The sequence below is a fragment of the Ruegeria sp. S263 genome (assembly GCF_056780525.1).
This window is the reverse complement of sequence record NZ_CM165558.1, coordinates 3,551,316-3,576,590: the sequence shown is the minus strand read 5'-3', so window position 1 is coordinate 3,576,590 and position 25,275 is coordinate 3,551,316. Positions and strand designations below refer to the sequence as shown.

Annotated in this window: 24 protein-coding genes, 1 other RNA gene and 1 riboswitch; of the genes, 12 read left to right on the top strand and 13 right to left on the bottom strand. The window is 58.5% G+C overall.

Annotated features, from left to right (window positions below):
* Nucleotides 1-69 precede the first annotated feature (69 nt).
* Nucleotides 70-1,530 carry a MocR-like pyridoxine biosynthesis transcription factor PdxR gene (gene pdxR, locus ACT2B1_RS17645; protein WP_171124379.1) on the bottom strand — a complete coding sequence of 487 codons (1,461 nt, stop codon included), beginning with the start codon at nucleotides 1,528-1,530 and terminating at the stop codon, nucleotides 70-72.
* Nucleotides 1,531-1,654: 124 nt separating this feature from the next.
* On the opposite strand from pdxR, the gene ACT2B1_RS17640 reads away from it, so the two are divergent.
* Nucleotides 1,655-1,963: an ArsR/SmtB family transcription factor gene (locus ACT2B1_RS17640; RefSeq protein WP_171124377.1), complete on the top strand. Its 309-nt coding sequence runs from the start codon at nucleotides 1,655-1,657 to the stop codon at nucleotides 1,961-1,963.
* A complete protein-coding gene (locus ACT2B1_RS17635) occupies nucleotides 1,956-2,987 on the top strand; it encodes a permease (RefSeq protein WP_171211171.1) in 1,032 nt (343 codons plus the stop codon). Before ACT2B1_RS17640 ends, ACT2B1_RS17635 begins: the two co-directional genes overlap by 8 nt.
* Before the next feature lie 82 nt (nucleotides 2,988-3,069).
* Here ACT2B1_RS17635 and ACT2B1_RS17630 read toward each other — a convergent pair whose 3' ends face one another.
* Both ACT2B1_RS17630 and ACT2B1_RS17625 read right to left on the bottom strand, forming a co-directional pair.
* Nucleotides 3,070-3,459 carry a hypothetical protein gene (locus ACT2B1_RS17630; RefSeq protein ID WP_171124372.1) on the bottom strand — a complete coding sequence of 130 codons (390 nt, stop codon included), beginning with the start codon at nucleotides 3,457-3,459 and terminating at the stop codon, nucleotides 3,070-3,072.
* A 52-nt stretch (nucleotides 3,460-3,511) separates the two neighbouring features.
* Nucleotides 3,512-4,273, bottom strand: coding sequence for a DUF1013 domain-containing protein (locus tag ACT2B1_RS17625; RefSeq protein WP_170485727.1), 762 nt, complete (start codon nucleotides 4,271-4,273; stop codon nucleotides 3,512-3,514).
* Between the two features lie 130 nt (nucleotides 4,274-4,403).
* On the opposite strand from ACT2B1_RS17625, the gene ACT2B1_RS17620 reads away from it, so the two are divergent.
* Nucleotides 4,404-5,045 carry a ribonuclease T2 family protein gene (locus ACT2B1_RS17620; protein ID WP_171240214.1) on the top strand — a complete coding sequence of 214 codons (642 nt, stop codon included), beginning with the start codon at nucleotides 4,404-4,406 and terminating at the stop codon, nucleotides 5,043-5,045.
* On the opposite strand, the gene ACT2B1_RS17615 is transcribed toward ACT2B1_RS17620, so the two are convergent.
* A complete protein-coding gene (locus tag ACT2B1_RS17615) occupies nucleotides 5,042-5,530 on the bottom strand; it encodes a hypothetical protein (RefSeq protein WP_481668272.1) in 489 nt (162 codons plus the stop codon). The genes ACT2B1_RS17620 and ACT2B1_RS17615 overlap by 4 nt on opposite strands.
* 100 nt (nucleotides 5,531-5,630) lie before the next feature.
* On the opposite strand from ACT2B1_RS17615, the gene ACT2B1_RS17610 reads away from it, so the two are divergent.
* Entirely contained in the window at nucleotides 5,631-6,152 is a 522-nt protein-coding gene (locus ACT2B1_RS17610; protein WP_171240216.1) for a hypothetical protein, read from the top strand.
* A 34-nt stretch (nucleotides 6,153-6,186) separates the two neighbouring features.
* Here ACT2B1_RS17610 and recR read toward each other — a convergent pair whose 3' ends face one another.
* The 3 genes from recR to ACT2B1_RS17595 all read right to left on the bottom strand — a co-directional run bounded on the left by recR (nucleotide 6,187) and on the right by ACT2B1_RS17595 (nucleotide 9,183).
* Nucleotides 6,187-6,780, bottom strand: coding sequence for a recombination mediator RecR (gene recR / locus ACT2B1_RS17605; protein WP_170415635.1), 594 nt, complete (start codon nucleotides 6,778-6,780; stop codon nucleotides 6,187-6,189).
* A gap of 64 nt (nucleotides 6,781-6,844) precedes the next feature.
* Nucleotides 6,845-7,189, bottom strand: coding sequence for a YbaB/EbfC family nucleoid-associated protein (locus ACT2B1_RS17600; RefSeq protein WP_170386032.1), 345 nt, complete (start codon nucleotides 7,187-7,189; stop codon nucleotides 6,845-6,847).
* Nucleotides 7,190-7,422: 233 nt separating this feature from the next.
* On the bottom strand, nucleotides 7,423-9,183 hold the full coding sequence (locus ACT2B1_RS17595) for a DNA polymerase III subunit gamma/tau (protein ID WP_481668271.1): 1,761 nt from the start codon (nucleotides 9,181-9,183) through the stop codon (nucleotides 7,423-7,425).
* Nucleotides 9,184-9,343: 160 nt separating this feature from the next.
* Here ACT2B1_RS17595 and ACT2B1_RS17590 point away from each other — a divergent pair, with 160 nt between their 5' ends.
* Nucleotides 9,344-9,850, top strand: coding sequence for a protein-tyrosine phosphatase family protein (locus ACT2B1_RS17590; RefSeq protein WP_481669034.1), 507 nt, complete (start codon nucleotides 9,344-9,346; stop codon nucleotides 9,848-9,850).
* Nucleotides 9,851-9,852: 2 nt separating this feature from the next.
* On the opposite strand, the gene ACT2B1_RS17585 is transcribed toward ACT2B1_RS17590, so the two are convergent.
* The 3 genes from ACT2B1_RS17585 to ACT2B1_RS17575 form a co-directional block, all read right to left on the bottom strand.
* Entirely contained in the window at nucleotides 9,853-10,260 is a 408-nt protein-coding gene (locus ACT2B1_RS17585; RefSeq protein ID WP_171240218.1) for a hypothetical protein, read from the bottom strand.
* An 83-nt stretch (nucleotides 10,261-10,343) separates the two neighbouring features.
* Nucleotides 10,344-10,566, bottom strand: a riboswitch (cobalamin riboswitch).
* Nucleotides 10,567-10,685: 119 nt separating this feature from the next.
* Nucleotides 10,686-10,784: signal recognition particle sRNA small type (gene ffs, locus ACT2B1_RS17580), an RNA gene on the bottom strand.
* Nucleotides 10,785-10,823: 39 nt separating this feature from the next.
* Nucleotides 10,824-12,626: a 5'-nucleotidase C-terminal domain-containing protein gene (locus ACT2B1_RS17575; RefSeq protein WP_481668270.1), complete on the bottom strand. Its 1,803-nt coding sequence runs from the start codon at nucleotides 12,624-12,626 to the stop codon at nucleotides 10,824-10,826.
* Nucleotides 12,627-12,868: 242 nt separating this feature from the next.
* Between ACT2B1_RS17575 and nudC the strand changes: the two genes are divergently transcribed.
* Nucleotides 12,869-13,849 (top strand): NAD(+) diphosphatase, encoded by a 981-nt coding sequence (nudC, locus tag ACT2B1_RS17570; protein ID WP_171126312.1) that lies wholly within the window; start codon nucleotides 12,869-12,871, stop codon nucleotides 13,847-13,849.
* A 40-nt stretch (nucleotides 13,850-13,889) separates the two neighbouring features.
* Complete coding sequence (locus ACT2B1_RS17565) at nucleotides 13,890-14,357, top strand: SRPBCC family protein (protein ID WP_171124353.1); 468 nt, start codon at nucleotides 13,890-13,892, stop codon at nucleotides 14,355-14,357.
* A 32-nt stretch (nucleotides 14,358-14,389) separates the two neighbouring features.
* Here ACT2B1_RS17565 and ACT2B1_RS17560 read toward each other — a convergent pair whose 3' ends face one another.
* Nucleotides 14,390-15,223 carry a prephenate dehydratase gene (locus ACT2B1_RS17560; protein WP_171124351.1) on the bottom strand — a complete coding sequence of 278 codons (834 nt, stop codon included), beginning with the start codon at nucleotides 15,221-15,223 and terminating at the stop codon, nucleotides 14,390-14,392.
* A gap of 119 nt (nucleotides 15,224-15,342) precedes the next feature.
* Here ACT2B1_RS17560 and ACT2B1_RS17555 point away from each other — a divergent pair, with 119 nt between their 5' ends.
* The 5 genes from ACT2B1_RS17555 to ACT2B1_RS17535 all read left to right on the top strand — a co-directional run bounded on the left by ACT2B1_RS17555 (nucleotide 15,343) and on the right by ACT2B1_RS17535 (nucleotide 21,713).
* Complete coding sequence (locus ACT2B1_RS17555; protein ID WP_171126447.1) at nucleotides 15,343-15,852, top strand: c-type cytochrome; 510 nt, start codon at nucleotides 15,343-15,345, stop codon at nucleotides 15,850-15,852.
* A gap of 173 nt (nucleotides 15,853-16,025) precedes the next feature.
* Nucleotides 16,026-17,936 carry an extracellular solute-binding protein gene (locus ACT2B1_RS17550; protein WP_171240220.1) on the top strand — a complete coding sequence of 637 codons (1,911 nt, stop codon included), beginning with the start codon at nucleotides 16,026-16,028 and terminating at the stop codon, nucleotides 17,934-17,936.
* A gap of 1 nt (nucleotide 17,937) precedes the next feature.
* A complete protein-coding gene (locus tag ACT2B1_RS17545; RefSeq protein ID WP_170386010.1) occupies nucleotides 17,938-19,032 on the top strand; it encodes a microcin C ABC transporter permease YejB in 1,095 nt (364 codons plus the stop codon).
* Nucleotides 19,033-20,139, top strand: coding sequence for an ABC transporter permease (locus tag ACT2B1_RS17540; protein ID WP_171240221.1), 1,107 nt, complete (start codon nucleotides 19,033-19,035; stop codon nucleotides 20,137-20,139).
* Nucleotides 20,136-21,713, top strand: a complete 1,578-nt coding sequence (locus ACT2B1_RS17535; RefSeq protein WP_171211179.1) for an ABC transporter ATP-binding protein — start codon at nucleotides 20,136-20,138, stop codon at nucleotides 21,711-21,713. Before ACT2B1_RS17540 ends, ACT2B1_RS17535 begins: the two co-directional genes overlap by 4 nt.
* Nucleotides 21,714-21,732: 19 nt before the next feature.
* Here the strand turns inward: ACT2B1_RS17535 and ACT2B1_RS17530 are convergent, their stop codons facing one another.
* A complete protein-coding gene (locus ACT2B1_RS17530; protein ID WP_171211180.1) occupies nucleotides 21,733-23,661 on the bottom strand; it encodes an elongation factor G in 1,929 nt (642 codons plus the stop codon).
* Between the two features lie 205 nt (nucleotides 23,662-23,866).
* A complete protein-coding gene (gene hemN, locus ACT2B1_RS17525) occupies nucleotides 23,867-25,222 on the bottom strand; it encodes an oxygen-independent coproporphyrinogen III oxidase (protein ID WP_481668269.1) in 1,356 nt (451 codons plus the stop codon).
* Nucleotides 25,223-25,275 lie beyond the last annotated feature (53 nt).

Below are 25,275 nucleotides of genomic sequence, written 5' to 3'. Positions count from 1 at the left end.
ATGGTTTTGACGGATGGGGAAGAGTGACGTTAGGGCCAGAATGCGCAGCGGAATAGGTCCAGTATTCCGCTAATAGTCGCGGATCGCCTCGGCGATGCGTTTTACGCCCGGTGCGATGCGATCCGGCGCGATTGAGGAATATCCCAGACGGTAGAAATTCCGGGGCCGGTCGGGTTCGGAAAAGAATGGCGCGCCGGGTTCGATGTGGACGCTTTGGCCTTGCAGGGCCTTAGCCAGCCGGGTTGTGTCCACATGATCCGGTGCCGACATCCAGATTGATGAACCGCCCAGAACGCCGCGCCCGGCGACAGTCAGGCCATTCTGTTCGACGGCCTGATCTAGCGCCGTGCGCCGTTGGGCCAGCGCCTTGGACATCCGCCTGATCTGCGCGTCATAGTGGCCAAGCGACAGGAAATAGGCGGCCGTGCGCTGGATATGTCCTGGCGGGTGGCGCAAGACCAGTGATCGCAGGGCGCGGGCCTCGCGGATAAAAGGCTCGGACCCTACCATGTAGCCAAGGCGCAAGCCGGGAAAGAGCGATTTCGAGAAGCTGCCCACATAGATCACCCTCCCGTCCCGGTCCATCGACTTGAGCGCGGGCGAGGGCGCACCCAGAAAGGCCATCTCGAATTCATAGTCATCCTCGACCACCATCGCGTCCAATTCGCGGGCATGGGCCAGCAGAGCGGTGCGCCGGTCCACAGGCATGGTCGCGGTGGTCGGGCTTTGGTGGCTGGGGGTGGTAAAAATCACATCGGTCTGGTCGGGCAATGCCTCGGGTGGCAAGCCGTCGCGGTCCACGGCGACCGGGGCCACTTTGCAATCGGAATGGTTCAGCAGGTCGCGAAGGGCATAGTAGCACGGGTCTTCGATCACCGCCGTCCGGTTGCGGTTCAACAGAATGCGCGAGGCTAGCCAAAGCGCGTTTTGCGCGCCCATTGTAATCAGAATCTCTTCGGGTCGGGCTGCGATGCCGCGGCGGGGCAGGGTGTGGCGGGCGATGAACTCGACCAGCAGGGGGTCGTCCTGATCCACGTAATCCCCGGTCAGGGAATCGAAATCCTTATGTCCCAGCGCCCTGACCGCGCAAAGCCGCCAGTTGGCGTGGTCAAACAGCGACCGGTCGGCCTGACCATAGATGAACGGATAGCGGTAATCGCGCCAATCTGCGGGTTTGGTCAGGGTATCCCCGTCCGAAAAACGCCGGGCCAGCGCCGTGTTCCAATCGACCGTTTCATTTCCGCGCGGAGTGGGCGTGTATTTCGGCGGCACCGGCGCATTTTCCGACACATAATACCCCGACCGCCCTTTGGAGGTGAGGTAGTCATTGGCCAGCAACTCCGTATAGGCCAGCGTTACCGTGATCCGGCTGACCCCCAGATGTGCGGCCAGTTTGCGGGATGACGGCAGTTTCTCACCCACGTGGAAACGGCCCGACAGGATACCCTCGGCAATCATCTGCTGGATCTGTGCCTGCAGCGTGCCCTGACCGTTGAGTTCCAGAAAGAAAGTGTCGACCGAAATGCCCATAGGGCTTTATAGGGTGGACTTATGGGGTGAGCAATCTGGACTTACTGGTTTTTGATCATTTTCATTGACACCAGAAATCGACTCGCCTAAATAACTAGAAATCTAGTTTAATTGAGCACACGAAATGTGGGAAACCGCCGCTGCGGGATTTTCGGCCATGGGGTCCGAGGCCCGGTTGAAGGTTCTGAAAACTCTGGTCCGTGCAGGTGAAGCCGGGCTGACCGTAGGGGAAATACAGGAACGCACGGGTATCGCGCCTTCTACGCTGGCCCATCACCTGCGGTTTCTGGCAGCCGGAGGCGTGGTGCAGCAGGAAAAGATCGGGCGCACCACGATCAACCGCGCCAGCTATGACGAGTTGCGAAACCTGGCGCAGTTCATCCTGTCCGAGTGCTGCGTGGACGAAGAAGGAAAGGCCGCGAACGATGGCTGAACTGACACAGAACCCGAAGATTTCGGGAAAAGCCGCGCTGGACGTGATTAAAACGCCTTGGGCTGTGATCGTTGCGATCTTGATTGCCGTGGCGGTTCTGGACCCCGGAAACTGGGCAGAGGTTGTCACATTCGCAGGCAAGGCCCTTGCCCACACCGGTCAATATATCTTGTTTGCCGTCCTGCTTCTGTCTTACCTGAAGGCGACAGGGGCCGAAGTCATGGTCGCGCGCGCCTTTGAGGGGCGCGAGACACGGATGATTTTCCTCGCCGCTCTGTTTGGTGGGTTGGCACCATTTTGTTCCTGCGAGGTGATCCCGTTTATCGCCGGTCTGCTGGCGCTGGGTGCGCCCTTGTCGGCGGTGATGGCGTTCTGGCTCAGCTCGCCTTTGATCGACCCGCCCACATTGCTGATCACCGCAGGTGCGTTGGGCTGGCCGTTCGCGATCGGTAAAGCCGTAGCCGCCGTTGCCTTGGGATTGTTCGGTGGTTTTGTCGTGCGCGGTCTGATGCGCAGCGGCGCATTCGCGCAACCGCTCCGGGAATACAAACCCGCTGGATGCTGCGGGTGCGGCCCAAAGCAAGACGACAAACCCGTCTGGCGGTTCTGGCAGCAGCCCGAGCGTCGTCAGCGCTTTCGCACCGAGTTTGTTCACAACGGTCTGTTCTTGCTGAAATGGCTGGCCCTTGCCTATGTCCTTGAGGCGCTGCTGGTCAGCTATGTGCCCGCCGATCTGATTGCCCGCGTGGTTGGTGGTGAGGGTGTCGTGCCCATCGTTATCGCAGCCCTGGTTGGAATGCCGGCCTACCTGAACTCATACGTCGCACCGCCGCTGCTGGCCGGTCTGACTGAACAAGGGATGAGCGTCGGTGCCGCCATGTCCTTCATGGTTGCAGGTGCGGTCAGTTCGATCCCGGCCATGGCAGCCGTCTGGTCGCTGGTCAAGCCGAAGGTGTTTGCGACCTATCTGGGGCTGGGCATAACCGGCGCCATTATCGCAGGGATCATCTTTCAGATGGTTTAGTGCGATTTGGGTGCCAAGCTGAACCCCAGACGCGTAAAAGGAAAAACCGCCCGGTGTTTTCTCACCGGACGGTTTCGCGTGATCAGCTTGCGTCGCAGTAGCGTGGCAGCTTGAAGCGGTATCGCGGTTCACCACTTTCGACATACACGCGTTTTTCTATGCAGGCGCTGTCGCCAACGGTCTGGGAAATCGGTGATTCTGTCGACGAGATCGACGTTGCAGACCCGTCCGGCAACCGTACCGAGGCAATGACCCCATTCTTGAGATCTCCGTTGATCGGCGTGGCAGACAGGACCGGAACCGTCATGAATGCTTCGTGTTCGTGGCGCCCGTCATCGTTGAGAAGCAATAGGGCCGCTGCAACGGCAACGACTCCGACACCTCCGAGCACAGCCAGACCCTTGGTTTTCATAAAAGCATAGATCGACACGGCACGGTGTGGACCAAATAGGGCAGACAAGACATTCAGCATGGGGGTACCGTCAAAAAAGCCCCGGCCTGTTCAGGCAGGGGCTGTCTGTAGATTAGGGGCGCAGATCGTCTTCGTCTTCATCCTCGGCCCCGCCTTTGGGCAGGTTGAAGAAGCTATCCGCGTCGATGACCGGTTCGTCGTCTTTTTCTTCGACCGGCTCGTCAGACAGCGAGAATGTCTCGAGGCCCTCGATGGCGGTCGGGATTTTTGGCGCGGCGTCCATTTCCAGCGACTGCTCGGTCGAAACCAGCTTGCGGCGTTCGTCATCGCTCATGACGCCACCTTCGGCGGCTTTCTTGGCGGCCGCCTTCTGCACGATCGCATCCAGTTCGGACTGTTTGCAGAGGCCCAGGGCAACCGGGTCGATGGGTTGCATGTTGGCGATGTTCCAGTGGGTGCGCTCGCGGATCGACTGGATGGTGGGCTTGGTGGTGCCGACCAGCTTGGCGATCTGGCCGTCGCTCAGTTCAGGGTGGAACTTGACCAGCCAAAGGATCGAGTTCGGACGGTCCTGACGCTTGGACAGCGGGGTGTAACGCGGGCCACGGCGCTTTTCCTCGCCTGCCGCAGCAGCGTTGAACTTAAGCTTGAGCTTGTGCAGCGGGTTGTTCTGCGCGGCGTCGATCTCGTCCTGGGTTAGTTGGTTATTGGCGATGGGGTCAAAGCCTTTGACGCCAGCGGCCACGTCGCCGTCGGCGATGCCCTGCACCTCAAGCTCGTGCATACCTACGAAATCCGCGATCTGCTTGAAGCTGATCGTGGTGTTGTCCACCAGCCATACGGCTGTTGCCTTGGCCATAAGCGGTTTTGCCATCAGCCCGTCTCCTTTAAATACATCTGTCCCGTCGCCGGAATTCGGCGGCCCCGTGGTCTTGGGGCAGGTTTCCGTTGTCGGGGAACTTGGCCCGTATATAGTCGCGCAAGGTCAAGAAGGGAAGAGGCGAATGCGCCAAGGGATTCTGGGGCTGTTATTATGCGTTCTGAGTGCGGCGACGGCGCTGGCCGAGGGCGAAAAGGCAGGGGAATTCGACTATTATGTTCTGTCCCTCAGTTGGTCGCCCAACTGGTGCGCGCGTGAAGGGGATGCGCGTAGCTCGGATCAATGCGATGCGCGTCACGATCATGGTTGGATCCTGCACGGGTTGTGGCCTCAGTTTCATCAGGGCTGGCCGTCCTATTGCCGAACCGCCGTGGCGCCACCCACCCGTCGTATGACGCGGGAAATGGCGGATATTCAGGGCACGTCCGGTTTGGCGTGGCACCAGTGGAAGAAACACGGAACCTGCTCGGGCCTGTCCGCGCCGGACTATTTCGCGCTGTCGCGCCAAGCATATCAGCAAGTCGCGCGGCCCGAGGTCTTTCGCAAGCTGGAAGAGGCCGTCAAACTGCCGGCTTCGGTGGTTGAGGAGGCGTTTCTGAAAGCTAATCCGGGACTAACACCGGACATGATCACCATCACCTGCAAACAAGGCTACATTGAAGAAGTCCGTTTGTGCCTGTCGCGCGATCTTAAACCCGTTCCCTGCGGCCAGGACGTGATCCGCGATTGTGCAGCCAAGGACGCCCTGTTCGATCCGATTCGCTAGAGTTTCTTGTTCTGACAGTCGCGCGCGTATTCCAGCGCCTTGGCCGTGCCCTTCAGGTCTATGGCCATGACAGTTTCCCCTGCCGGATTGTAAACGGTCATCGTGCGGTTCTGAGCGATCGCATTCACAAAGTTCCGGTCGGTGAAAAACACGGTCGCACCCGGCACGCGGTCCAATTTGAACCCCGTGGCCGTGGCATCAAAACTTTTGCCATCCAGTTCGAACCGGATGGGATAGCTTTGGCCCTGTTCGATGTCGCCCCACGCCTTGTTGAAAACCGTAAAATACCCGCGATTGTTCAGCGCGTCGTAACCAATCCGAACCACCGACAGATCCTCATACACCGTCTGAATCAAGCACCCGTTGCCAAGCGCAGGGTCCATCATGATGTTCCAACCCTCCGCAAAGCCTTTGTCGACGAGTTCCTGCGACCAGGTGGCGGTTGCTGTTAAGGCGGCGAGGGTGAGGGCGAGAAGGCGGGTCACTAAACAACTCTACAGTTAACGTGGCACAGTTGAGGTTAGTGACTTTTTATTGAATTACAAAGACATAATTTCTTTGTGTGGAATAGGGTAATTTGGAGCAATGAAACTACTGCTCGCCTTTTTTTGCAGTGTTTTTGCATACGCTGCAACGGCGCTTATCTTGTTCGGAAATGTTCTTCAGCCAATTGCATTTGTAACATTTTGGAGCGATCGATTGGGCGCCCCTTTTTGGCCGATTCTCGTGTTCTTCGGCGGTTTTTTGGGTTTATTGGTCAGTGCGTTCTTTAGCAGGTTAAATTTCGAAGCCCATATCACTCTGCCGGTGTTCATTGTCTTGGCCATGAGCCTATCAAGCGTCTTTGTCGGATCTTATGCAAGCGTCCTGCGCGCTAGATCGATCAATGTTTTTGATGCGGATGCGGAGTTCAGAAACTCATTCTTTCAGACGCTTCGAAATGCGCCAAGAGAGTTTCAGTTCTATTTGCATGCGGCTGCGCTTAAGGACTGCGTTCCTTATGCTTGGAGCTACCGAACCATGTCGTTTTACCAACTGCCAAACAACATCGCAGTCAATGTTTTGCCGCACGAATGGGTGGTACAATGTGGAATCACAAGAGACTAGCCGGAGCATTTGTCACCCGGAACTTTTGATAAGATCAAAGTTCTTTCCGCGCACGCAGCGCCGCTGTAATCGTCCCGTCATCCAGATAATCCAGCTCTCCGCCAATCGGCACGCCCTGCGCCAGAGAGGTCAGGCGGACCTGCCCCTCTAGCTGATCGGCGATGTAATGCGCCGTGGTCTGGCCATCAACGGTGGCGTTCAAGGCGAGGATAACCTCGGTAACTCCTTCGGCGACCACCCGGTCCTTGAGGCGCGGAATGCGCAGCTCGTCCGGGCCGACGCCGTCCAGTGCCGACAATGTGCCGCCCAGAACGTGATAGCGGCCTTTAAACACGCCCGCGCGCTCCATCGCCCAAAGGTCGGCGACGTCTTCGACCACGCAAAGCTCACCAGTCGCGCGGGCCTCGCTGTCGCAGATATCGCAGATATCGGTGGTGCCGACGTTGCCACAGTTCAGGCATTCGCGGGCGGTGATGGCGACCTGTTGCATGGCGTCTGACAGGGGCGTCAGCAGCAGGGCACGCTTGCGGATCAGGTGCAGCACTGCGCGGCGGGCCGAGCGCGGACCCAGACCCGGCAGCTTGGCCAACAGGTCGATCAGGTTGTCGATGTCGCTGTTCGAACTCACTGAGCGCGCTCCTGCAAATGGGCCGGGCATGCGCGCCCGGCCTGTGTTTCGTCAGGAGTGTCTATCAGAACGGCAGCTTGATGTCTGCGGGTAGGCCCATGCTTTCGGTGAGCTTTGCCATTTCTTCCTGCGACCGCTCTGCGGCTTTGGTCTGTGCGTCCTTGATGGCAGCAAGGATCAGGTCCTCGACCACTTCCTTGTCGTCGCCATTGAAGATCGACGGGTCGATGTCCAGACCTTTCAGCTCGCCTTTTGCAGTGGCGGTGGCCTTGACCAGCCCGGCACCAGATTCGCCGACAACCATGATGGTGTTCAGTTCTTCCTGCATGTCGGTCATCTTGGTCTGCAAATCCTGTGCGGATTTCATCATCTTGGCCATGTCGCCCAGACCGCCGAGTCCTTTGAGCATCGTGTTTCTCCTGTAAGTCCGTTTGAAGCCTAAATACGGGCGGCACCCGCGCGGCACAAGGGCCGTGGGGCTCCCGCCTGTCGTCAAGGTCTTTGGCAAGACCTTTCCTCCCGTTAGGCCCGGCAGCGCGGGCCTTGCCCACGCTGCCGGGCCCAAGTCCGCTCAGGGCTGTCGGCGTCAGCCGATGGTCCGTGGCGGGCGCGGGAGTATTTCGGGTGTTTTTCGCGAAGGGTTCAGTCCTCTTCGAACGGGTCCCATTCGTCTTCGACTTCGGGCAAGGCTTCGGTTTCGACCTTTGCGGCGCGTTCCGCGGGCGTTTCGATCCTTTTGATCCGAGCCTTGGGGAATTGTTTCAGCACCGCCTGAACCAGCGGATGCTGCTCGGCCTCAGCGCGCAGGGCGAGGTCTGCCGCGTCCCTGACTTCGGCAATTGTCGCCATGTCGCCGTCCGATACGACCGATACCGCCCAACGATTTCCGGTCCAGCGTTGCAACGCTGACCCCAGTCGTTGCGCCAAATCCGTCGGAGCGTTGTCGGCCGGAGTAAATTCGATCCGCCCCGGCTGGTACGAAACCAGACGCACGCCGTTTTCAACCTCGACCAGCAGTTTCACATCCCGGTTTGTGCGGATCAGTTCAACCACATGTTCGAATGTCGGATACCGGGCCAGAGCGGTCTGTGTGTCCCGCGCCAAAGCCGCGCTGGGTGCGCCCGCGCCACCACCCGCTGGCGCCGCGTAGGATTGTGCCGCTGGCGCATGTGCCTGAACGGTGCCCTGAGTAGGCGCTGACATTCCACCGCCGGGCCCGCCGTTCGGGGCAGGGGGCGGGGCGTCCTGAAGACGTCTGATCAGCTCTTCCGGGGTGGGCAGGTCGGCGACATGGGTCAGCCGGATGATAGCCATTTCTGCGGACATCATGGCATTGGGCGCTGCCGAAACTTCTTCGAGTGCTTTCAGCAACATCTGCCACATCCGGGTCAGAATGCGCATGGGAAGGGCCTCGGCCATCTGGACGCCCCGGGCGCGTTCGTCAGGCGAGACTGTCGGATCTTCGGCTGCGTCCGGCGTAATCTTGACCACCGAGACCCAATGCGTGATCTCGGCCAGATCGCGCAGTACGGCCAGCGGGTCGGCACCTTCGGCATATTGACCGCCAAGCTCCGTCAACGCTCCGGCGGTATCGCCGCGCAGGATCATGTCCATCAGGTCCAGCACCCGCCCGCGATCAGCCAACCCCAGCATGGCCCGCACCTGATCCGCGCTGGTTTCCCCGGCACCATGCGAAATGGCTTGATCCAGCAGCGAGGTCGCATCCCGGGCCGAACCTTCCGCCGCACGAGTGATCAGCGCCAAGGCGTCCTCGGCAATCTGAGCGTTCTCGGCAGTTGCGATTTTTTTCAGCAGGCCGATCATGTCCTCGGGTTCGATCCGGCGCAGGTCGAAGCGTTGACACCGCGACAGGACCGTCACCGGAACCTTTCGGATTTCGGTTGTGGCAAAGATGAACTTCACATGCTCAGGCGGTTCTTCAAGGGTTTTGAGCAAAGCGTTGAACGCGCTGTTCGACAGCATGTGAACTTCGTCGATGATGTATATCTTGTAGCGCGCACTGGCGGCACGATAGCGGACGCTTTCGATGATCTCGCGAATGTCGTTCACACCGGTGCGGCTTGCGGCGTCCATCTCCATTACGTCGACATGGCGGCCCTCCACGATGGCCACGCAGTGTTCGCACTGGCCGCAGGGTTCGATTGTCGCTTTGCCTTCACCGTCTGGTCCGATGCAGTTCATGCCCTTGGCAATGATCCGCGCGGTGGTGGTTTTGCCGGTACCGCGAATGCCGGTCATGACAAAGGCCTGCGCTATCCGGTCGGCCTCGAACGCGTTTTTCAGGGTACGTACCATGGCGTCCTGGCCCACGAGGTCGGCAAAAGTTTCAGGACGGTATTTGCGGGCGAGCACCTGATAGGCGGGGCTTGGTGTTTCGGTCATGTCTGCTCTGTCGGATTCGTATCAGCTTTGCAGCGTAGTGACCCCTGCCGCTCACGTCCACCGCAGGGAGCGATGAAATTCGATTTGGATTACTGCGGCACATTGGATACAGGTTCGGGTGGGCGTGTATCGGCTTGCCCAGCCATTTCCTTCTGGCAGAGTGCGCACCTTGGACAGGTTTGAAATTTACTCAATGCCGGTTCGGTCCGGTCTGTTGGGCTTGGCGCAAATGCCAGGTCGGCACGGCGACTTTGCCGGGGATCTTGAGCGGATCATGCAATGGCGGCCGGCAATGGTCATTTCGATGACCACTTCCAATGAGTTGGAGGCCGTAGGAGCGCACCATCTCGGGCGCGACCTGCAGAGCCGCGCAATCACTTGGGTTCATCTTCCGGTGCAGGATTTTGGCGCACCGTCATCGAACGTAAGGTGTGATTGGCCAAACGCCAGCACCGATGCACACCGCGTCCTGTCTGCGGGTGGACGGGTCTTGGTTCATTGCCGGGGCGGATGCGGGCGGTCCGGCATGATTGTGTTGCGCTTGCTGGTCGAAGGCGGTGAAGCCCCGGATAAGGCGCTGCGCCGGTTGCGCGCGGTCCGGCCGTGCGCCGTCGAAACCGACGCGCAGATGGCTTGGGCCACGGCACCGGCATCAACCGGGCTTTGACGTCACGCCATGGCTGGTTGTGGGTCACCAGCCGCGGGACGCAGTCCCAAGGTTGTAACCTCGAGCATTGCGCAGGGCATATCGGACAGCGTTCCGGTTGGCATGGCCGACAGGCTGGTCCCGAACATCATGTCGGCGTAATCGTCCAGCTTTGTCGTCGGTGTATCCGGGGGCGTACCACAATAAACCCTGATCAGATCTGAATGGGCGCGAAACCGTGCTGTGCACCCTTCTGCGCAATGCGAAAGCTCTCCACTGCCTTCGACCTCGAACTCTTTGGTTGTGACAGGCTGCGCTGTCGCCATCGCGTCCGCCATGGCACGTGCCATCCTTGCCAAGGCCGGACAGGGTTTGCCGGTTTTCTGACAAATCGTTGCAGAAAACTCGTGCGTTTTTGTCTTCCAGATCATTGTGCGCCCTCCGCGCGAAGGACGGGGGGCGTGGGTCAGGTCGCTTTGTGCGGCTTTGACCTGCCCGGACACCCCGCCCGAGTTTCGGTTTCAGTCAGATGGCAGGTCTCCTGACTTGCGGGTCATCGCTTTGCCAACCTTCCCAGCCGTTGGGCCAGTGGTGTCTCGGCATTGCTCACCGCTTACAGTTGCGGGGGCAGTCGCGGCATTGGTCCGTTTCGGCATCGCCGGGGCAGGACCGCACCGTGTTCCCTTTTCATCCCTTCCCGGTAAGCCGGGTCGAGAACCATCAAGTCATCGCTATCCGGTGAAATCGGTCCGAGTCAAGCGGGCTTTGTCACCGCTTTAGACGCAGGGTTGTCTTCCCGATAGGGCGGCTGGCTTGTTCATGCCGGATCGCGGAATAGCCTTAAGCATGTGGGGGGAAGTGAGAGGTTGGACATCGACCCAAGCGGGGCTCGTTGTGGCTGCTTCCTTCCGGACCTGACCAGGTTGGCGAGGCGCTCGCCCGCGCCAACCTCTCAGGGGTGGATATATGCATTTCGTTTGCGGATGACAACCCGTCACAGCGTAAGCCGGATTAGTAAAAAACCATCGTCATCGCGCCCAATGACTGACGGGTTATACGTCTGCAATTCAGCTAAATGGTGCTGCGCCTTGGGACTGGTTCTGAGAATCGCAAACGCCCCGGATAGCGGTCTGAGTGTGAATGGCCGCGGCGCATCCGCCAACGGATCCGCGGGAAGGCGGCCCGCGACATAATCCCGAACAATGCATTGGATCGACAAAACTGGTAACGGAATCTGCCTTGCGGTGTCTACGAAGGGGAAATGCCCACCTCCGCTGGCCCGGTAGTTGTTGAGGGCAACAACAAAGGATTGCTGATCGTCGATAGGGTGCTCGGCAAGGCGAATATTCTTGACGCGGTTATGCGATGAATTCGTCAAATTGCCGCCCGCGTCGAACCGCGCGGGCATACCAAGGTCGATCTGGTAGCTAAGGCCGTGCAGGATATCAAAATTGTAACCGGCGCGCGCGGAATTCCGCAGGTCGATTTGTTGACCTGCGTGCATTTGATTGAGCACGCCAGCCGACATCTCAAGCCAGTCTCTAATCTGCGCGCCCGAAACCACGACGGCCTGCATTTCGTTTGGAAAGATGTTCAGGTCGTTGACATGGCGAAGCCGGATTTGACCCGCCGGAACGTCGGTAAAGGATCGTGGCCCTGCGCGCCCTCCGAATTTCGAGGGCGATACGGCTGACAGAACCGGTAGGCCCTCGTGCGTTGTTCCTTTTAGGAAGGGGCGCAACGCGGCGGCTTGCGCTGCCGCGACCAGCGCAAGCCCCCTGTCCGGCGCACAGAAGCTGAAATAAATGTGCAAATTTTGACGCGTTTCGCCGACAGGCTTGGCCGAGTGCAACCGTGTCTCTTTATGTGCTTGTGCGAACAGACGCTTCAGATCAGCGTCCTCTTCCGTCGGGGCCGCGGGCGTCGCTGGTGAAACAGAATGCAGTTCCACATGTTGGTCCCCAATCGACCACCCGCCCGCGTCTTTTTGGTGCAACGTCAGGTCAATGATGCCCAGATGCGAACCGGCCGCGCCCGGCATCACAACCGGTTTTCCGTGAACAAGACCGTGTTGTGGGTCGACATGCTCCAGACTCTGATGAGCAGAGCCGGGCAGGGTCAAGTGGGAATGCCCAGCAATGATCGCATCAATTCCGGGCACCGCTGCCAGGGGGATAGCCGCATTCTCAAGATTGGGCGCGGGTGCAGCGGCGCCAAGCCCTGTATGGGCAAGTGCCACAATCAGATCGCATCCCCCGGATCGCAATTCCCGCGTTTTTCGATGGGCGCACGTCAGGATGTCCTCTACCGAAACGGCACCTTGCAGGCGGTGCGCTTCCCACTTGGCTGTCTGCGGTGGGAGGACAGAGAACACACCGATTTTCAAAACCAGATCTTGCCCCTGCATTTTGATGTTCCGGTCAAGAATCGTATGCGCCTGCCAGCTTGCCGGGCGGTCGGCTCTGGTGGCATTGCTGCAAATGACCGGGCACGTGGCTTGGGCGACTATGCGGTCCAGTACCTCAAGCCCGAACCCAAAGTCATGGTTTCCCAACCCAACGGCGTCATAACCAAGGTCATCAAAGGCTTGCATCAGGATGTGACGGCTGTCGGTCTGCGCCACGGCCCATTCACCAATGGGCGCACCTTGAAGGGCGTCACCATTGTCGAACAGCAAGACAAGGCGCCCTTGAGACTGGGCCTGCGTTCGGGCCGCTTTGATCAGACTTGCGGTTCTGCTCAGGCCGATCGAAGGGTCAGGAGTGTCCGCATAATAGTCGAATCCGGTCAAATTCATGTGCAGATCGGTTGTCGCCAATATCCGGATCTGCGCTGTCATTAAGGAAGAGGGAGGTTTCACTACTCTACTTTTGGCAGTTTTTTATTAATCAATTTCAACAAAAAGCGTATCAGGTGCAAATTTCAAGGTCAGGCTAAGGCTTTTCAGCGGCGCAGGAACTTTTTCATAAGAAGCTGAAAAGCCATTGCAACGTCGTGGCTGCCATGGCAGCCCTGTGCGGAAAATCCGAAGGAACTGCAATGAAAAACGCGGAACATGTGACGTTTGGTGGCTCTGGCCTGGATCGTGCGGCGCATATTCGCGCAGACGCAGATGAGATCGCGCTGGCGCGCGCGAATCCCGAGGCACGGTGCATTTTGCTGTGGCGTGGCAAGCTGTTGGTTCAGGGGGAGGCGCTGGACCGACTGGGTTTCATCCCAATGACGCATCAACTGGTGAACAACGGACCCGGCGGTATCACGGATGAGCCGATATTTTTGGGCTTGTCCGACGACGCGCCCGTGTTTGCCGTCGATATTTCGAACTGGGCCGCCGATGATCTGGATATCTCGCAGGTCGGCGGTTTCTTTGACAGGTCCGAGCAGCAGCATCCCGGTCTGCCCAATGGGTTCGTCTTTGCCGAACTGCGCCGCATTATGACCCGCCTGTCCCCGCGTGACGCAGAATTGGCGGCCTCGGCCAAGGCTGTGATTGGCTGGCACGAAACGCATCGGTTTTGTGCCCGGTGCGGCGCGGCCAGCGAAATGACGCAGGCCGGATGGCAGCGTAGCTGCCCCAGTTGCGGTGGGCACCATTTTCCACGCACAGATCCGGTTGTCATCATGCTGATCACACACGGAGAAACGGTTCTGGTCGGTCGATCACCGGGCTGGCCCGAGGGGATGTATTCGCTGCTTGCCGGGTTTGTCGAACCGGGTGAGACACTGGAAGCCGCCGTCAGGCGCGAGGTCATGGAAGAGGCGGGCGTGCCTGTTGGCCGGGTCTCTTACCTGTCCAGCCAGCCTTGGCCCTTTCCCGCGTCGCTGATGTTTGGCTGCGCGGGTGAGGCGCTGTCCAAAGAGATCAAAATTGATCCGGTTGAGATTGAAGACGCGATGTGGGTCAGCAAGTCAGAGATGATGCAGGCCTTCGCGGGCGAACACCCAAACCTTCTGCCTGCGCGTAAAGGTGCCATTGCACATTTCCTTTTGCAAAACTGGCTTGCGGACACGCTGGACTGACAAAATACTGGGCTGACAAGTAAGAGAGCCGCGAACTGAAATGCAATTCACTGCGCGTGAAGATATCCAAGCCCCGATCAACGCCGTGTTCGAGATGGTCACTGATTTTGAGCGTTTTGAACGAATGGCGATGCGCCGGGGAATCGAAGTGCGGCGCCTGACCGGCCATATGGGCGTGGTCCCCGGAACAACCTGGACAACGGAATTCAGGCTGCGTGGCAAACCGCGGCAGGTCGAGATTGTGATGGCCGAATGCGATCCGCCATCACAGATGCGGTTCGAGGCGACGGGAAAAGGACTGAACGGCACGACGACCGTCGAGTTTATGGCCTTGTCGCAGCGCCGCACACGGCTGGAAGTGGACATGTCACTCGCGGCCAAGTCGCTGCCTGCCCGGCTTTTCCTGCAATCCCTCCGGCTGGGTCAAAACCGGTTCCGGCGTCGGTTTCAGGCGCGCCTAAGCGAATTCGCCAGAGAGATGGAAGAACGACATCAGCATGGCATCTGACCGGATTTGGCAGGCGCCGCTGGAAAAAGCTGCTAGCCGCGCGGCTGGGCAGCCGGGTAGACGCCCAGAATCTCGACGTTGGTGGTAAAGTGCTCCAGTTCTTCCATCGCCAGTTTTACATTCCGGTCTTCCGGGTGCCCGACGATGTCTGCGTAGAATTGCGTGGCGGTGAATGATCCATCCACCATGTAACTTTCCAGCTTGGTCATGTTGATGCCATTGGTCGCGAATCCGCCCATCGCCTTGTACAGCGCCGCAGGAATATTGCGCACCTGAAAGACAAAGCTGGTGATCATGCCGTGTTCGCCACGCCGGGACATATCCGCCTGACGCGACATGACCAGAAACCGGGTGGTGTTGTTGTCGCGATCTTCAATGTGTCGGGCCATGACGTTCAGGCCGTAAATTTCGCCAGCCAGTTCACTGGCCAGCGCCGCCGAATGCAGATCGCCCTGCTCTGAAACTTCGCGGGCGGCGCGGGCATTGTCCGGGCTGACACGGCCTTTGATTCCGTGCTTCTTCAGGAACTCTGCACATTGCGGCAGCAAAACCAGATGAGAGTGCGCCTCGGTAATATCTTCAAGCTTGGCGCCCGGAACGGTCAGTAGATTGATGTGAACCCGGACAAATGCCTCGTCAATGATGTGCAGGCCGCTATGGGGCAGCAGACGGTGTATATCGGCGACGCGGCCATAGGTCGTGTTTTCCACCGGCAGCATCGCCAGATCAGCTTCACCCGATCGGACCGATTCGATCACATCCTCGAATGTGCGGCAGGGCAGGGCCTCCATGTCGGGGCGGGCATTGCGGCAGGCCTCGTGACTATAGGCGCCGGGTTCTCCCTGAAATGCGATACGTTTGGTCATTTGGTCGATTCCGTGCAACAAGTTCTTGAATTGGGCGTTTAGTCGCGGTGTCTATACCTTGCCTCTTGCTAGGGGAAGCCTTAGACACCCCGCAGACAGCTGAAATGGACTCGCGATCAATGTTCGACACGATGACAGTTACCAAGGCCGCCGCAGGCCTGTTTGGCACCTTTCTGGTGCTGCTTCTGGCCAAATGGGGTGCCGAAGCTCTTTACCACGCCGATGGGCATGGCGAGACAGCCGCATATATCATCGAAACCGAAAGCGCGGGTGAAAGCGCTGACGGCGAAGAGGTGGTTTTCGAAGATATGCTGGCCGCCGCTGACCCCGAAAAAGGCGCCAGAGTTTTCCGCAAGTGCACCGCATGTCACAAGCTGGAAGACGGCGCGAACGGCACCGGCCCCTACCTGTACGGTGTAGTTGACCGCCCGGTCGCCTCGGCAAACGGATTCACAGGCTACTCGGCTGCCATGCAGGCCCATGGCGGAAACTGGACACCCGAAGCGCTGGATGCCTTCCTGGAGCGCCCAAGCGCGTATATCTCGGGCACTTCCATGAGCTTTGCCGGCCTGAAAAAGCCGCAAGAGCGCGCCGACCTGATTGCTTATCTGCAGACAATCGGCAACTGATCCGACACTCGGTTTTCCCGATTTTTAAAGCCGCTGCTTCCCGCAGCGGCTTTATTTTTGTTTAAGAAGAACTTCACAAAGCGTTCACGCATTCTAAACTTGCATATGACAGCGCTGGTCTTTTAGCTGGCGCTTACAAGGTTAAAGAAGTCAACGAACCAGAGGATGAGCATATGAAACCCCTGCCGCCTGCACCGCGCGTAACGACTGTTCGGCCTTGGGCAGCCTTTATGGGAATTGCCGCGGCGCTCATGCTTGGGGTTGGTGACAAAGCTGTTGCCGCTGAGGAAAACGTCACCCGCAGCCACGGCTATTCCTACTTTGGAAACCTCGACTATCCCGCTGACTATCCGCACCTGAACTATGTGAACCCCAATGCCCCAAAGGGCGGAGAGTTGTCGCTTGCTGGATCAGGTACATTCGATTCTCTGAACCCGTACTCGCGCAAAGGCCGGGCCGGGGCGCTTACGACGCTGCAATACGACTCGCTGATCGACAGTACTTCGGACAGCGTCGGGCAATATTACGGTTTGCTTGCGGAAAGCATGGAATACGACGAAGGCCGCAATTATGTGATTTTCCACATGCGCCCCGAGGCGACGTTTTGGGACGGAACCCCGGTCACGGCCGAGGATGTAGTCTATAGCCATCGCCTGTTTATCGAACAGGGTCTGCCATCCTATGCGCAGGCGGTTGGGCGGATGGTTACCGGGGCTGAGGCGCTGGATGACCACACTGTCAAGTTCACCTTCAGCCCCGACGTGACAAGACGGGGGTTGATTGAAACCGTCGGATCAACGCCAGTTTTCTCAAAAGCGTGGTTCGAAGCGGATGACAGCCGGCGTCTGGATGAACCCCGGCTTGAGGTGGCGGTGGGCTCGGGGCCGTACAAACTTGACAGCTACGACATCAATCGCCGCATCGTTTACAAGCTTCGGGACGATTATTGGGCGAAAGATCTGCCGATCAATGTGGGCCGCAACAATTATGGCACCATTCGGGTCGAGTATTTCGCCGACCAGACCGCCGCCTTCGAAGGATTCAAGGCGGGTGAATATACGATGCGTATCGAAAGTGACCCAAAACTCTGGGCCTCTAGCTACGACTTTCCAAAACTAAGCGCAGGCTCGGTCGTGCGGGATGAGATCACCGATGGCAGCCCACCGACACCATCGGGCTTTGTCTTCAACCTCGGCAAGCCCCAATTCGCGGATAAAAACGTGCGCAAGGCTTTGGCGCTGGCGTTCAATTTCGAATGGGCCAATGAATCACTGATGTTCGGATTAAATACTCCCCGGAACTCTTTTGTTCAGGGCACGCATCTAGAAGCCACCGGCGCGCCGGAAGGTGCTGAACTGGCGTTTCTGGAGTCGCTGGGTGATGTGGTCTCAGCAGATGTTCTGAGCGAACCGGCCCTGTTGACGCACGAGTCCAACCCGGCGCGGTTGAACGATCGCCGCAACCTGCGCAAGGCGTCGAAACTTCTGGATGAGGCCGGGTGGCCGGTGGGCGATGGAAATCTGCGTCGCAATGCGGCAGGTGAAACCCTGAAGGTGAACATTCCCTATGCGTCCAGTATTCCAACCTCGACCGCGACGATGATCGAAACCTTTGTGCAGAACCTGCAGTCGATCGGCGTTGACGCTTCGGCGGAAAAGGTGGACCCGTCTCAGTTCACCTTGCGCAGGCGCGAGCGGGATTACGATATGGTGTATTCCAATCGGTATGGATCATTCCTGTCGACCGGTGGCGGTTTGAGCCAGATGTATGGTTCGGAAGAGGCAGCGTTCAGCCTGTTCAACCCCGCCGGACTTGCCAGCCCGCTGGTGGATGCCGTGATCGAAGCCTCTTTTGACACCACAAATCAGGCGGAACAGGACGCGGCGCTTATGGCGCTGGATCGTGTGTTGCGGTATGAGTTCTTCATCATCCCCGATGGATATGTGGCGGACTACTGGACGGCCTATTACGACATGTATGAGTACCCCGAAAACCTGCCGCCATTTACGCTTGGCTATCTCGATCTTTGGTGGGTCAACCCCGAGAAAGAGGCTGCATTAAAGGCGAAGGGCGCGCTGCGGTAACATGGGCGCATATATACTAAGACGCCTGTTGCTGGTTATTCCCACGCTTCTGGGCATTATGATCGTCAACTTCACACTGGTTCAGTTTGTACCGGGTGGACCGATCGAACAGATTATCGCGCAGATCGAAGGCCAAGGCGACGTTTTTGCAGGCTTCGCCGGTGCCGGAGATGCCGGTGCCGCCGCCGAACCCGCCGGAGGCTCGTTTGACGACAAATACGTCGGCGCCCGAGGATTGCCGCCGGAATTCATTGCAGAGCTGGAAAAAGAGTTCGGGTTCGACAAGCCGCCGCTGGAACGGTTCCTGTCCATGATGGGCAACTACCTGACACTGGACTTTGGCGAGAGCTATTTCCGGTCGATCAGCGTTATTGATCTGGTCCTCGAAAAAATGCCTGTCTCGATCTCGCTGGGTCTGTGGTCGACGCTGATTGCTTATCTGGTGTCGATCCCGCTGGGCATTCGCAAGGCAATCAAGGATGGCTCGACCTTTGACACCTGGACAAGCGGAACGATCATCGTGGCTTATGCCATTCCCGGTTTCCTGTTCGCAATCCTGTTGCTGGTGCTGTTTGCTGGTGGGTCATATTGGCAGATTTTCCCGTTGCGGGGGCTGACATCGGACAATTGGGACAGCCTTAGCCTGATGGGAAAAATTGCGGATTATTTCTGGCACATCACTTTGCCGATTATCGCGCTGACCATCTCGGCCTTTGCGACCCTGACGCTGCTGACCAAGAATTCGTTCCTGGACGAGATCAAGAAACAGTACGTGATGACGGCCCGCGCCAAGGGCTTGAGCGAAGGCAAGGTGCTTTACGGTCACGTGTTCCGCAACGCCATGCTGATCGTGATCGCCGGGTTCCCTGCTGTGTTCATCGGCGTGTTCTTTGGCGGGTCGATCATTATCGAAACGATCTTCTCGCTGGACGGATTGGGCCGATTGGGGTTCGAGGCCGCCGTTGCGCGCGATTACCCGGTGATCTTTGGCACGCTGTTTATCTTTGGCCTGATGGGTCTGGTTGTCGGCATCATCAGTGATCTGATGTATGTGCTGGTCGACCCGCGCATCGATTTCGAAAAGCGGGAGGGGTAGATGGCGCTTTCTCCGCTGAACCAACGTCGCTGGCGCAATTTTCGGCGTAATGGCCGCGCATTCTGGTCGCTGATCATTTTTTCGATCCTGTTCGGCCTGTCGCTCTTTGCCGAATTCATCGCCAATGACAAACCGATCCTCGTGAAATACCGGGGCGAGTTTTACATGCCCGTTTTCAACTTCTATGCCGAAACCGAATTTGGGGGCGACTTCCAGACCGAAGCGATCTATCGCGATCCCGAAGTGCGCTGCCTGATCGACAGCGGCGGGTTGGAGCAATGTTTTGACGACCCCGAGGGCATTATCGAGCAGATCGACGCCGGTACGTTCCAAGCCGAAGGGTTCGAGCGTGGCTGGGCCATCTGGCCCCTGATCCCCTATTCCTTCAACACCAGCGTTGACCGGCCGGGTGCCGCGCCGCTGCCGCCAAACGGCCAGAACCTTCTGGGCACGGACGACACCAAGCGCGATGTGCTGGCGCGGGTGATTTACGGATTCCGGCTGTCGATCCTGTTCACCCTGATGGTTACCGGCGTTGCCAGCCTGATCGGGATTTTCGCCGGAGCCATTCAGGGGTTCTTTGGCGGATGGCTGGACCTGATCTTCCAGCGGATCATCGAGATATGGTCCGCGACCCCCTCGCTTTACGTGATCATCATCATGTTTGCCATTCTGGGCCGAAGTTTCTGGTTGCTGGTTGCGTTGATGATCCTGTTTAGCTGGACAGGGCTGGTTGGGGTTGTCCGGGCCGAATTCCTGCGGGCCCGGAACCTTGAATATGTGCGCGCGGCGCGGGCGCTGGGCGTGGGCAACATGACCATCATGTTCCGGCACATGCTGCCGAATGCGATGGTCGCGACGCTGACCTTCATGCCGTTTATCGTCACGGGAACCATTGGCGGTCTGGCTTCATTGGATTTCCTTGGCTTTGGCCTGCCATCCTCGGCCCCCTCGCTGGGTGAACTGACCTTGCAGGCGAAACAGAACCTGCAGGCACCGTGGCTGGCCTTCACCGCCTTTTTTACCTTTGCCATCATGCTGTCGTTGCTGGTCTTCATTTTTGAAGGCGTGCGCGATGCGTTTGATCCCAGAAAGACCTTCTCATGAGCCTTTTGGATGTGAACAACCTCAAGGTCTCGTTCAAACAGGACGGGCAGGTCAGCGCGGCGGTGAAAGGGGTTTCGTTCACCGTCGATCGTGGTGAAACGGTAGCTCTGGTAGGTGAGTCCGGGTCGGGAAAATCCGTTACGGCCTTGTCGACAGTGTCGCTGCTGGGCGACAGCGCGATCGTCGAAGGCTCGGTTCGCTATGACGGGAATGAGATGATCGGCGCGTCCGAGGACAGGTTGATGGATGTGCGCGGCAACGACATCAGCTTTATCTTCCAAGAGCCGATGACCTCGCTCAACCCGCTGCACACGATCCAGAAACAGATGGCTGAGTCTCTGGCCCTGCATCAGGGCTTGACCGGTGATGCGGCGCGTGACCGAATTGTCGAGCTGCTGACAAAGGTTGGTATTCGCGACCCGCAGGATCGACTGGACAGCTATCCGCACCAATTGTCGGGCGGGCAGCGCCAGCGCGTGATGATCGCGATGGCGCTGGCCAACAAGCCCGACATTCTGATCGCGGATGAACCGACAACGGCGCTGGACGTCACTATTCAGGCACAGATCCTGGAACTGCTGGCCGAGTTGCAGAAATCCGAAAACATGGGAATGCTGTTCATTACCCATGACCTTGGCATTGTACGCCGGATTGCGGACCGTGTGTGCGTGATGAAGGATGGTGAAATCGTCGAAACCGGCCCGACGGTCGCGATTTTCGACAACCCACAACACCCTTATACGCGCAAGCTGCTGGCGGCCGAGCCGTCCGGTCACCCGCAAGCGGTGGCCGCAGACGCAGAAGAAGTCGCGCGAACAGATCATCTTAAGGTTTGGTTTCCAATCCAGCGCGGGTTCCTGAAGCGGACGGTGGGACACGTCAAGGCGGTCAACGATGCCACGCTTAGCGTACGGGCGGGTGAGACGTTGGGAATTGTGGGCGAAAGTGGTTCGGGCAAGACAACGCTGGCTTTGGCGATCATGCGCCTGATTGCGTCCGAGGGTGGCATCACCTTCCGCGATCAGGATGTCCGGCGTTGGTCCACGCGAGAACTGCGGCGCCTCCGCAAGGACATGCAGATCGTGTTTCAGGACCCGTTCGGTAGCCTGAGCCCGCGTATGACGTGCCAGCAGATCATTGCCGAAGGTTTGGCAATTCACAAAGTCGACCCGCACCGCGCCCCGCGTGAACTGGTGACTGAGGTGATGACCGAAGTGGGGCTGGATCCGGCTGCAATGGACCGGTACCCGCACGAGTTTTCAGGCGGTCAGCGTCAGCGAATAGCCATCGCGCGTGCGATGGTGTTGCGGCCCAAGTTGCTGGTTCTGGATGAACCGACCAGTGCGTTGGACATGACGGTGCAGGTTCAAATCGTCGACTTGCTGCGTGACCTGCAGAAGAAATACGGTTTGGCCTACCTGTTCATTAGCCACGATCTGAAGGTCGTGCGCGCCATGTCCCATAACGTTATCGTTATGCGAAACGGTGATGTGGTTGAAATGGGCACGGCCGAGGATTTGTTTGAGAACGCCCAGACAGACTACACCCGTGAATTGATCGCAGCGGCAGGCTGAAGCCCGCCCTACAACTTGCTCAGGCGCTGGCTTTTTCCTTAGCCACCGGTTTTGGCACCGGGCCGCGCAGTTCTTCATAGTGATCAAAGCTCAGCTTGACCCAGCCGGTGCCGCGTGTCGCGCTGGCCAGACTGCGGTGCAGTTCATCCTCGGCTACTGCCGGTAGCTGCGCGTTGAAAATCTCCCAGCCTGAGGCGTTGGGATTGCCCTCAAAGCCCAGAACCTGACCCTGAAGCGAGCTGATCGTGGGAACAAGGTCGCCCACGAAATCCGAAGGCAGGTGAATCTCGGCGTTTAGGATCGGCTGCAGCACCACGGGCTTGGCCTGTGGCAGCGCTTCTCGCACGGCGTTTTTTCCGGCGGTGCGGAAGGCATAATCCGAGCTGTCTACGTTGTGATGCTTGCCGTCGCTCAGCGTGATTTTCACATCGACAACCGGGAACCCCTCGGGACCCTGTTCAAGCGCGTCCTTGGCCCCATGTTCGACCGAGGGGATATAGTTGCGCGGCACTGCGCCGCCCTTGACCACCTCTTCGAACTGGAACCCCGATCCGCGTGGCATGGGCGCAACTGAGATGACGACATCGGCGAATTGCCCGGCCCCGCCGGACTGTTTGCGATGGCGATGGCGATGTTCAATCGGTGTGCGAATGGTTTCCCGATACGCGGTTTCAACTGGATCGGCGACGATCTCGATCCCGAAGTCTTCGGCCAGTTTCGCGCTGACACGGCGCATATGCTGCGGACCCTGCGATCCCAGAACTGAATGACCGCTAAGTTCGTCCTGTTCCATGTGTAGGCCCGGGTCAATCTCAACCAGCCGGGTCAGGGCATTGGACAAACGCACATCGTCGCGTTCATGCGCGGGTGAGACCACCTGACGGTGAGCCGCCGGATGGGATAAGGCCCACTCGGGCAACGGCGTGGCCTCTTTGCTGTCATAGAGATTGCCGGGGTTCAGGTGATCAGATTTGACCGCCAACCCGATTTGACCCGCGCCCAGCTTGTCGATCTGGGTTTTTGCATCCAGTCCCGTCAGATTGCCAACGGTTTCACCTCCCAGCGGCTCATGGGCTTTTACGCCGTCGCCCAGTCCGCGTAGGACAATGATCTTGCCGATATGTTTTTTCACATCGGCAAACCCGGCGATCGCGCGGGCGTTTTCGGCGGCTTCGTCGCGTCCGGCTGCGATGTCAAACTCGGGCGCTTCATGCCGCAGGGCTTTCATCAGGCGTGTCAGGCCGTTTCCATGGCTGGCGGACCCCAGACAGGCCGGGATAAGCTGATGGTTCTGCAACACCTGCGCGGCAAGGTCGTAAATCTCGGCGCTGGGGGGCTGTTTGTCTTCGATAAGTTGTTCGAGCAGGTTGTCATCAAAGTCGGACAGAGTTTCCAAAAGCTCGGTTCGGGCTTCTTGTTCACGGTCTTCCACAGATTGGGGCAACTCGATCAGGTTGGAAGGTTTCCCCTCCTGGTATTTCCAGGCCCGTTCCGAAATCAGATCGACCGCGCCAACGATGGAGTCTCCATCACGGATGGGCACTTGCCGCAACGCGATGTGATGAACGCAATAGGTCTGTAGTGCCGCGATGATATCCCTAATGCGTCCATTCGGGCTGTCCATCCGGTTGATGAACAGGAAGCAGGGAATTCCGGCCTCTTCCACCAACCTCAGATAAGGGGCGCACAGAACGGCTGCGTCCGGGTCCGGGGGCACAACCACAACTGCCGCGTCGGAAATGGCCATGGCCGGGCCGACGTAGCCCAGGTTATCCCCGCCGCCATCCACGTCAACGGCGCACCATTGCTCGCCCAAATAAGAAAAACCGTGCAAATGCACGGTTCCGGACACGTCGAATGTGGTGGGTCGACCGTCGAGGCGGCTGATGGCCTCGACCAGGGTTGTCTTGCCCGACTGACTGGGGCCGAGGACGGTGAAAACGCGCATGAGTGCTGTCCCTCTTTCAGGTTGCAGTAATACCTGCACGAAAAGGGTCGTCCCACGCGGATGCGTCGGCAAGAACTGTCTGCAAATTCACCTGCCTCAGGGTGCGGATCGCACACCCCAAGTGTGGAGAAAATCGGATACCTGCGTCAAGCCCCCGCGCGAATGTTACGATGGCAGGCCGCAGGATCAGCGCAAATGCAAGACGTCAGATCGCCGAGCTGTGGCCAGCTTTGCTCAGGTCATAGGCGTCGAAACTGCGAGCAATCATCCGGGTCAGGGCGCGGGCCTCGGGTGGAATAAACAGCCCTTCGTCGGTGACGCGCAACAGGTTGTCGAACGCGGCATTGGCCGTTTGGAACATCTGATTCAGTTCAGTGGCCGAGACTTCGTGATCGCGCAGGATCTCCGCCGAATTGATCTGAAAGTCGCACATCAGCGCTTCGATCAAACGCGCTCGCAGAACATCCTGCCCCTTGAACATATGCCCGCGGGACGTCGAGAAACGCCCTTCGCGGATTGCTTTTGTGTGGGCCGACGTCGCGGGTGCGTTCTGGGCATAGCCTTGTGGAAAGCGTGAGATCGAACTGGCCCCGACTCCGATCAACACTTCGGCCTGATCGTCAGTATATCCCTGGAAATTTCGCTTGAGCCGCCCTGCTTTCAAGGCATGGGTCAGACCGTCATCCTGCGTGGCGAAGTGGTCGATTCCGATTTCCGCGTAGTTGTCCCACATGAAAAGGCGGCGAGCCGTGTCGAAAAGATCCAGCCGCTGTTCCGGCGTGGGCAGAGCATCTGACGGGATCAGCTGCTGTCGCTTGGCCATCCATGGCACATGGGCGTATCCATAAAGCGCCACCCGGTCCGGGTTAAGAGACAGAAGCTTCTGCACGCTTTCGGTCATTCGTGTTTTGGTCTGATGCGGCAAGCCATACAGGATGTCTGCATTCAGGCTGGAAATCCCACGGGCGCGGATCATATCGACCGCGTTGCGCGTGGTGTCATAGCTTTGAATCCGGCCAATGGTTTTCTGGATTTCATCGTCGAAGTCCTGAACCCCGATCGAGGCCCGGTTCATACCCGCCTCGGCCAATGCATTCAGCCGATCTGCGTCAATTTCGTTCGGGTCGATCTCGACCGAGAATTCCGCGTCAGCACCCAAGGGAACCACATCCAGAATATGAGCCGCGAGATTTCTCATCAGATCCGGGTTCAGCAAGGTGGGCGTACCGCCGCCCCAATGCAGGCGCGACAGTGTCACCCCTTGGGGCAGGCGTTCGGCCAGCAGATCCAGCTCGGCCTTCAACACGTCCACATAGGCAATGACCGGATTGTCGGTCTGGGTTCCTTGCGTGCGGCAGGCACAGAACCAGCAAAGCCTGCGGCAGAACGGAACATGGATGTACAAAGAGATGGCGCTGCCGGGCTTAATCTTGGAAATCCAGTCGCCATAACGATTTTCCCCCACGTCATTGTTGAAGTGGGGGGCGGTTGGATAGCTTGTGTAACGCGGTACTTTCGCGTCAAATAGTCCAAGCTGTGCCAGTTGTGGTTTAACAATCATGGCGATACCGTTAGAGGACGGCTCGCAAATAAACCTTGATAGAGATCAAGTGG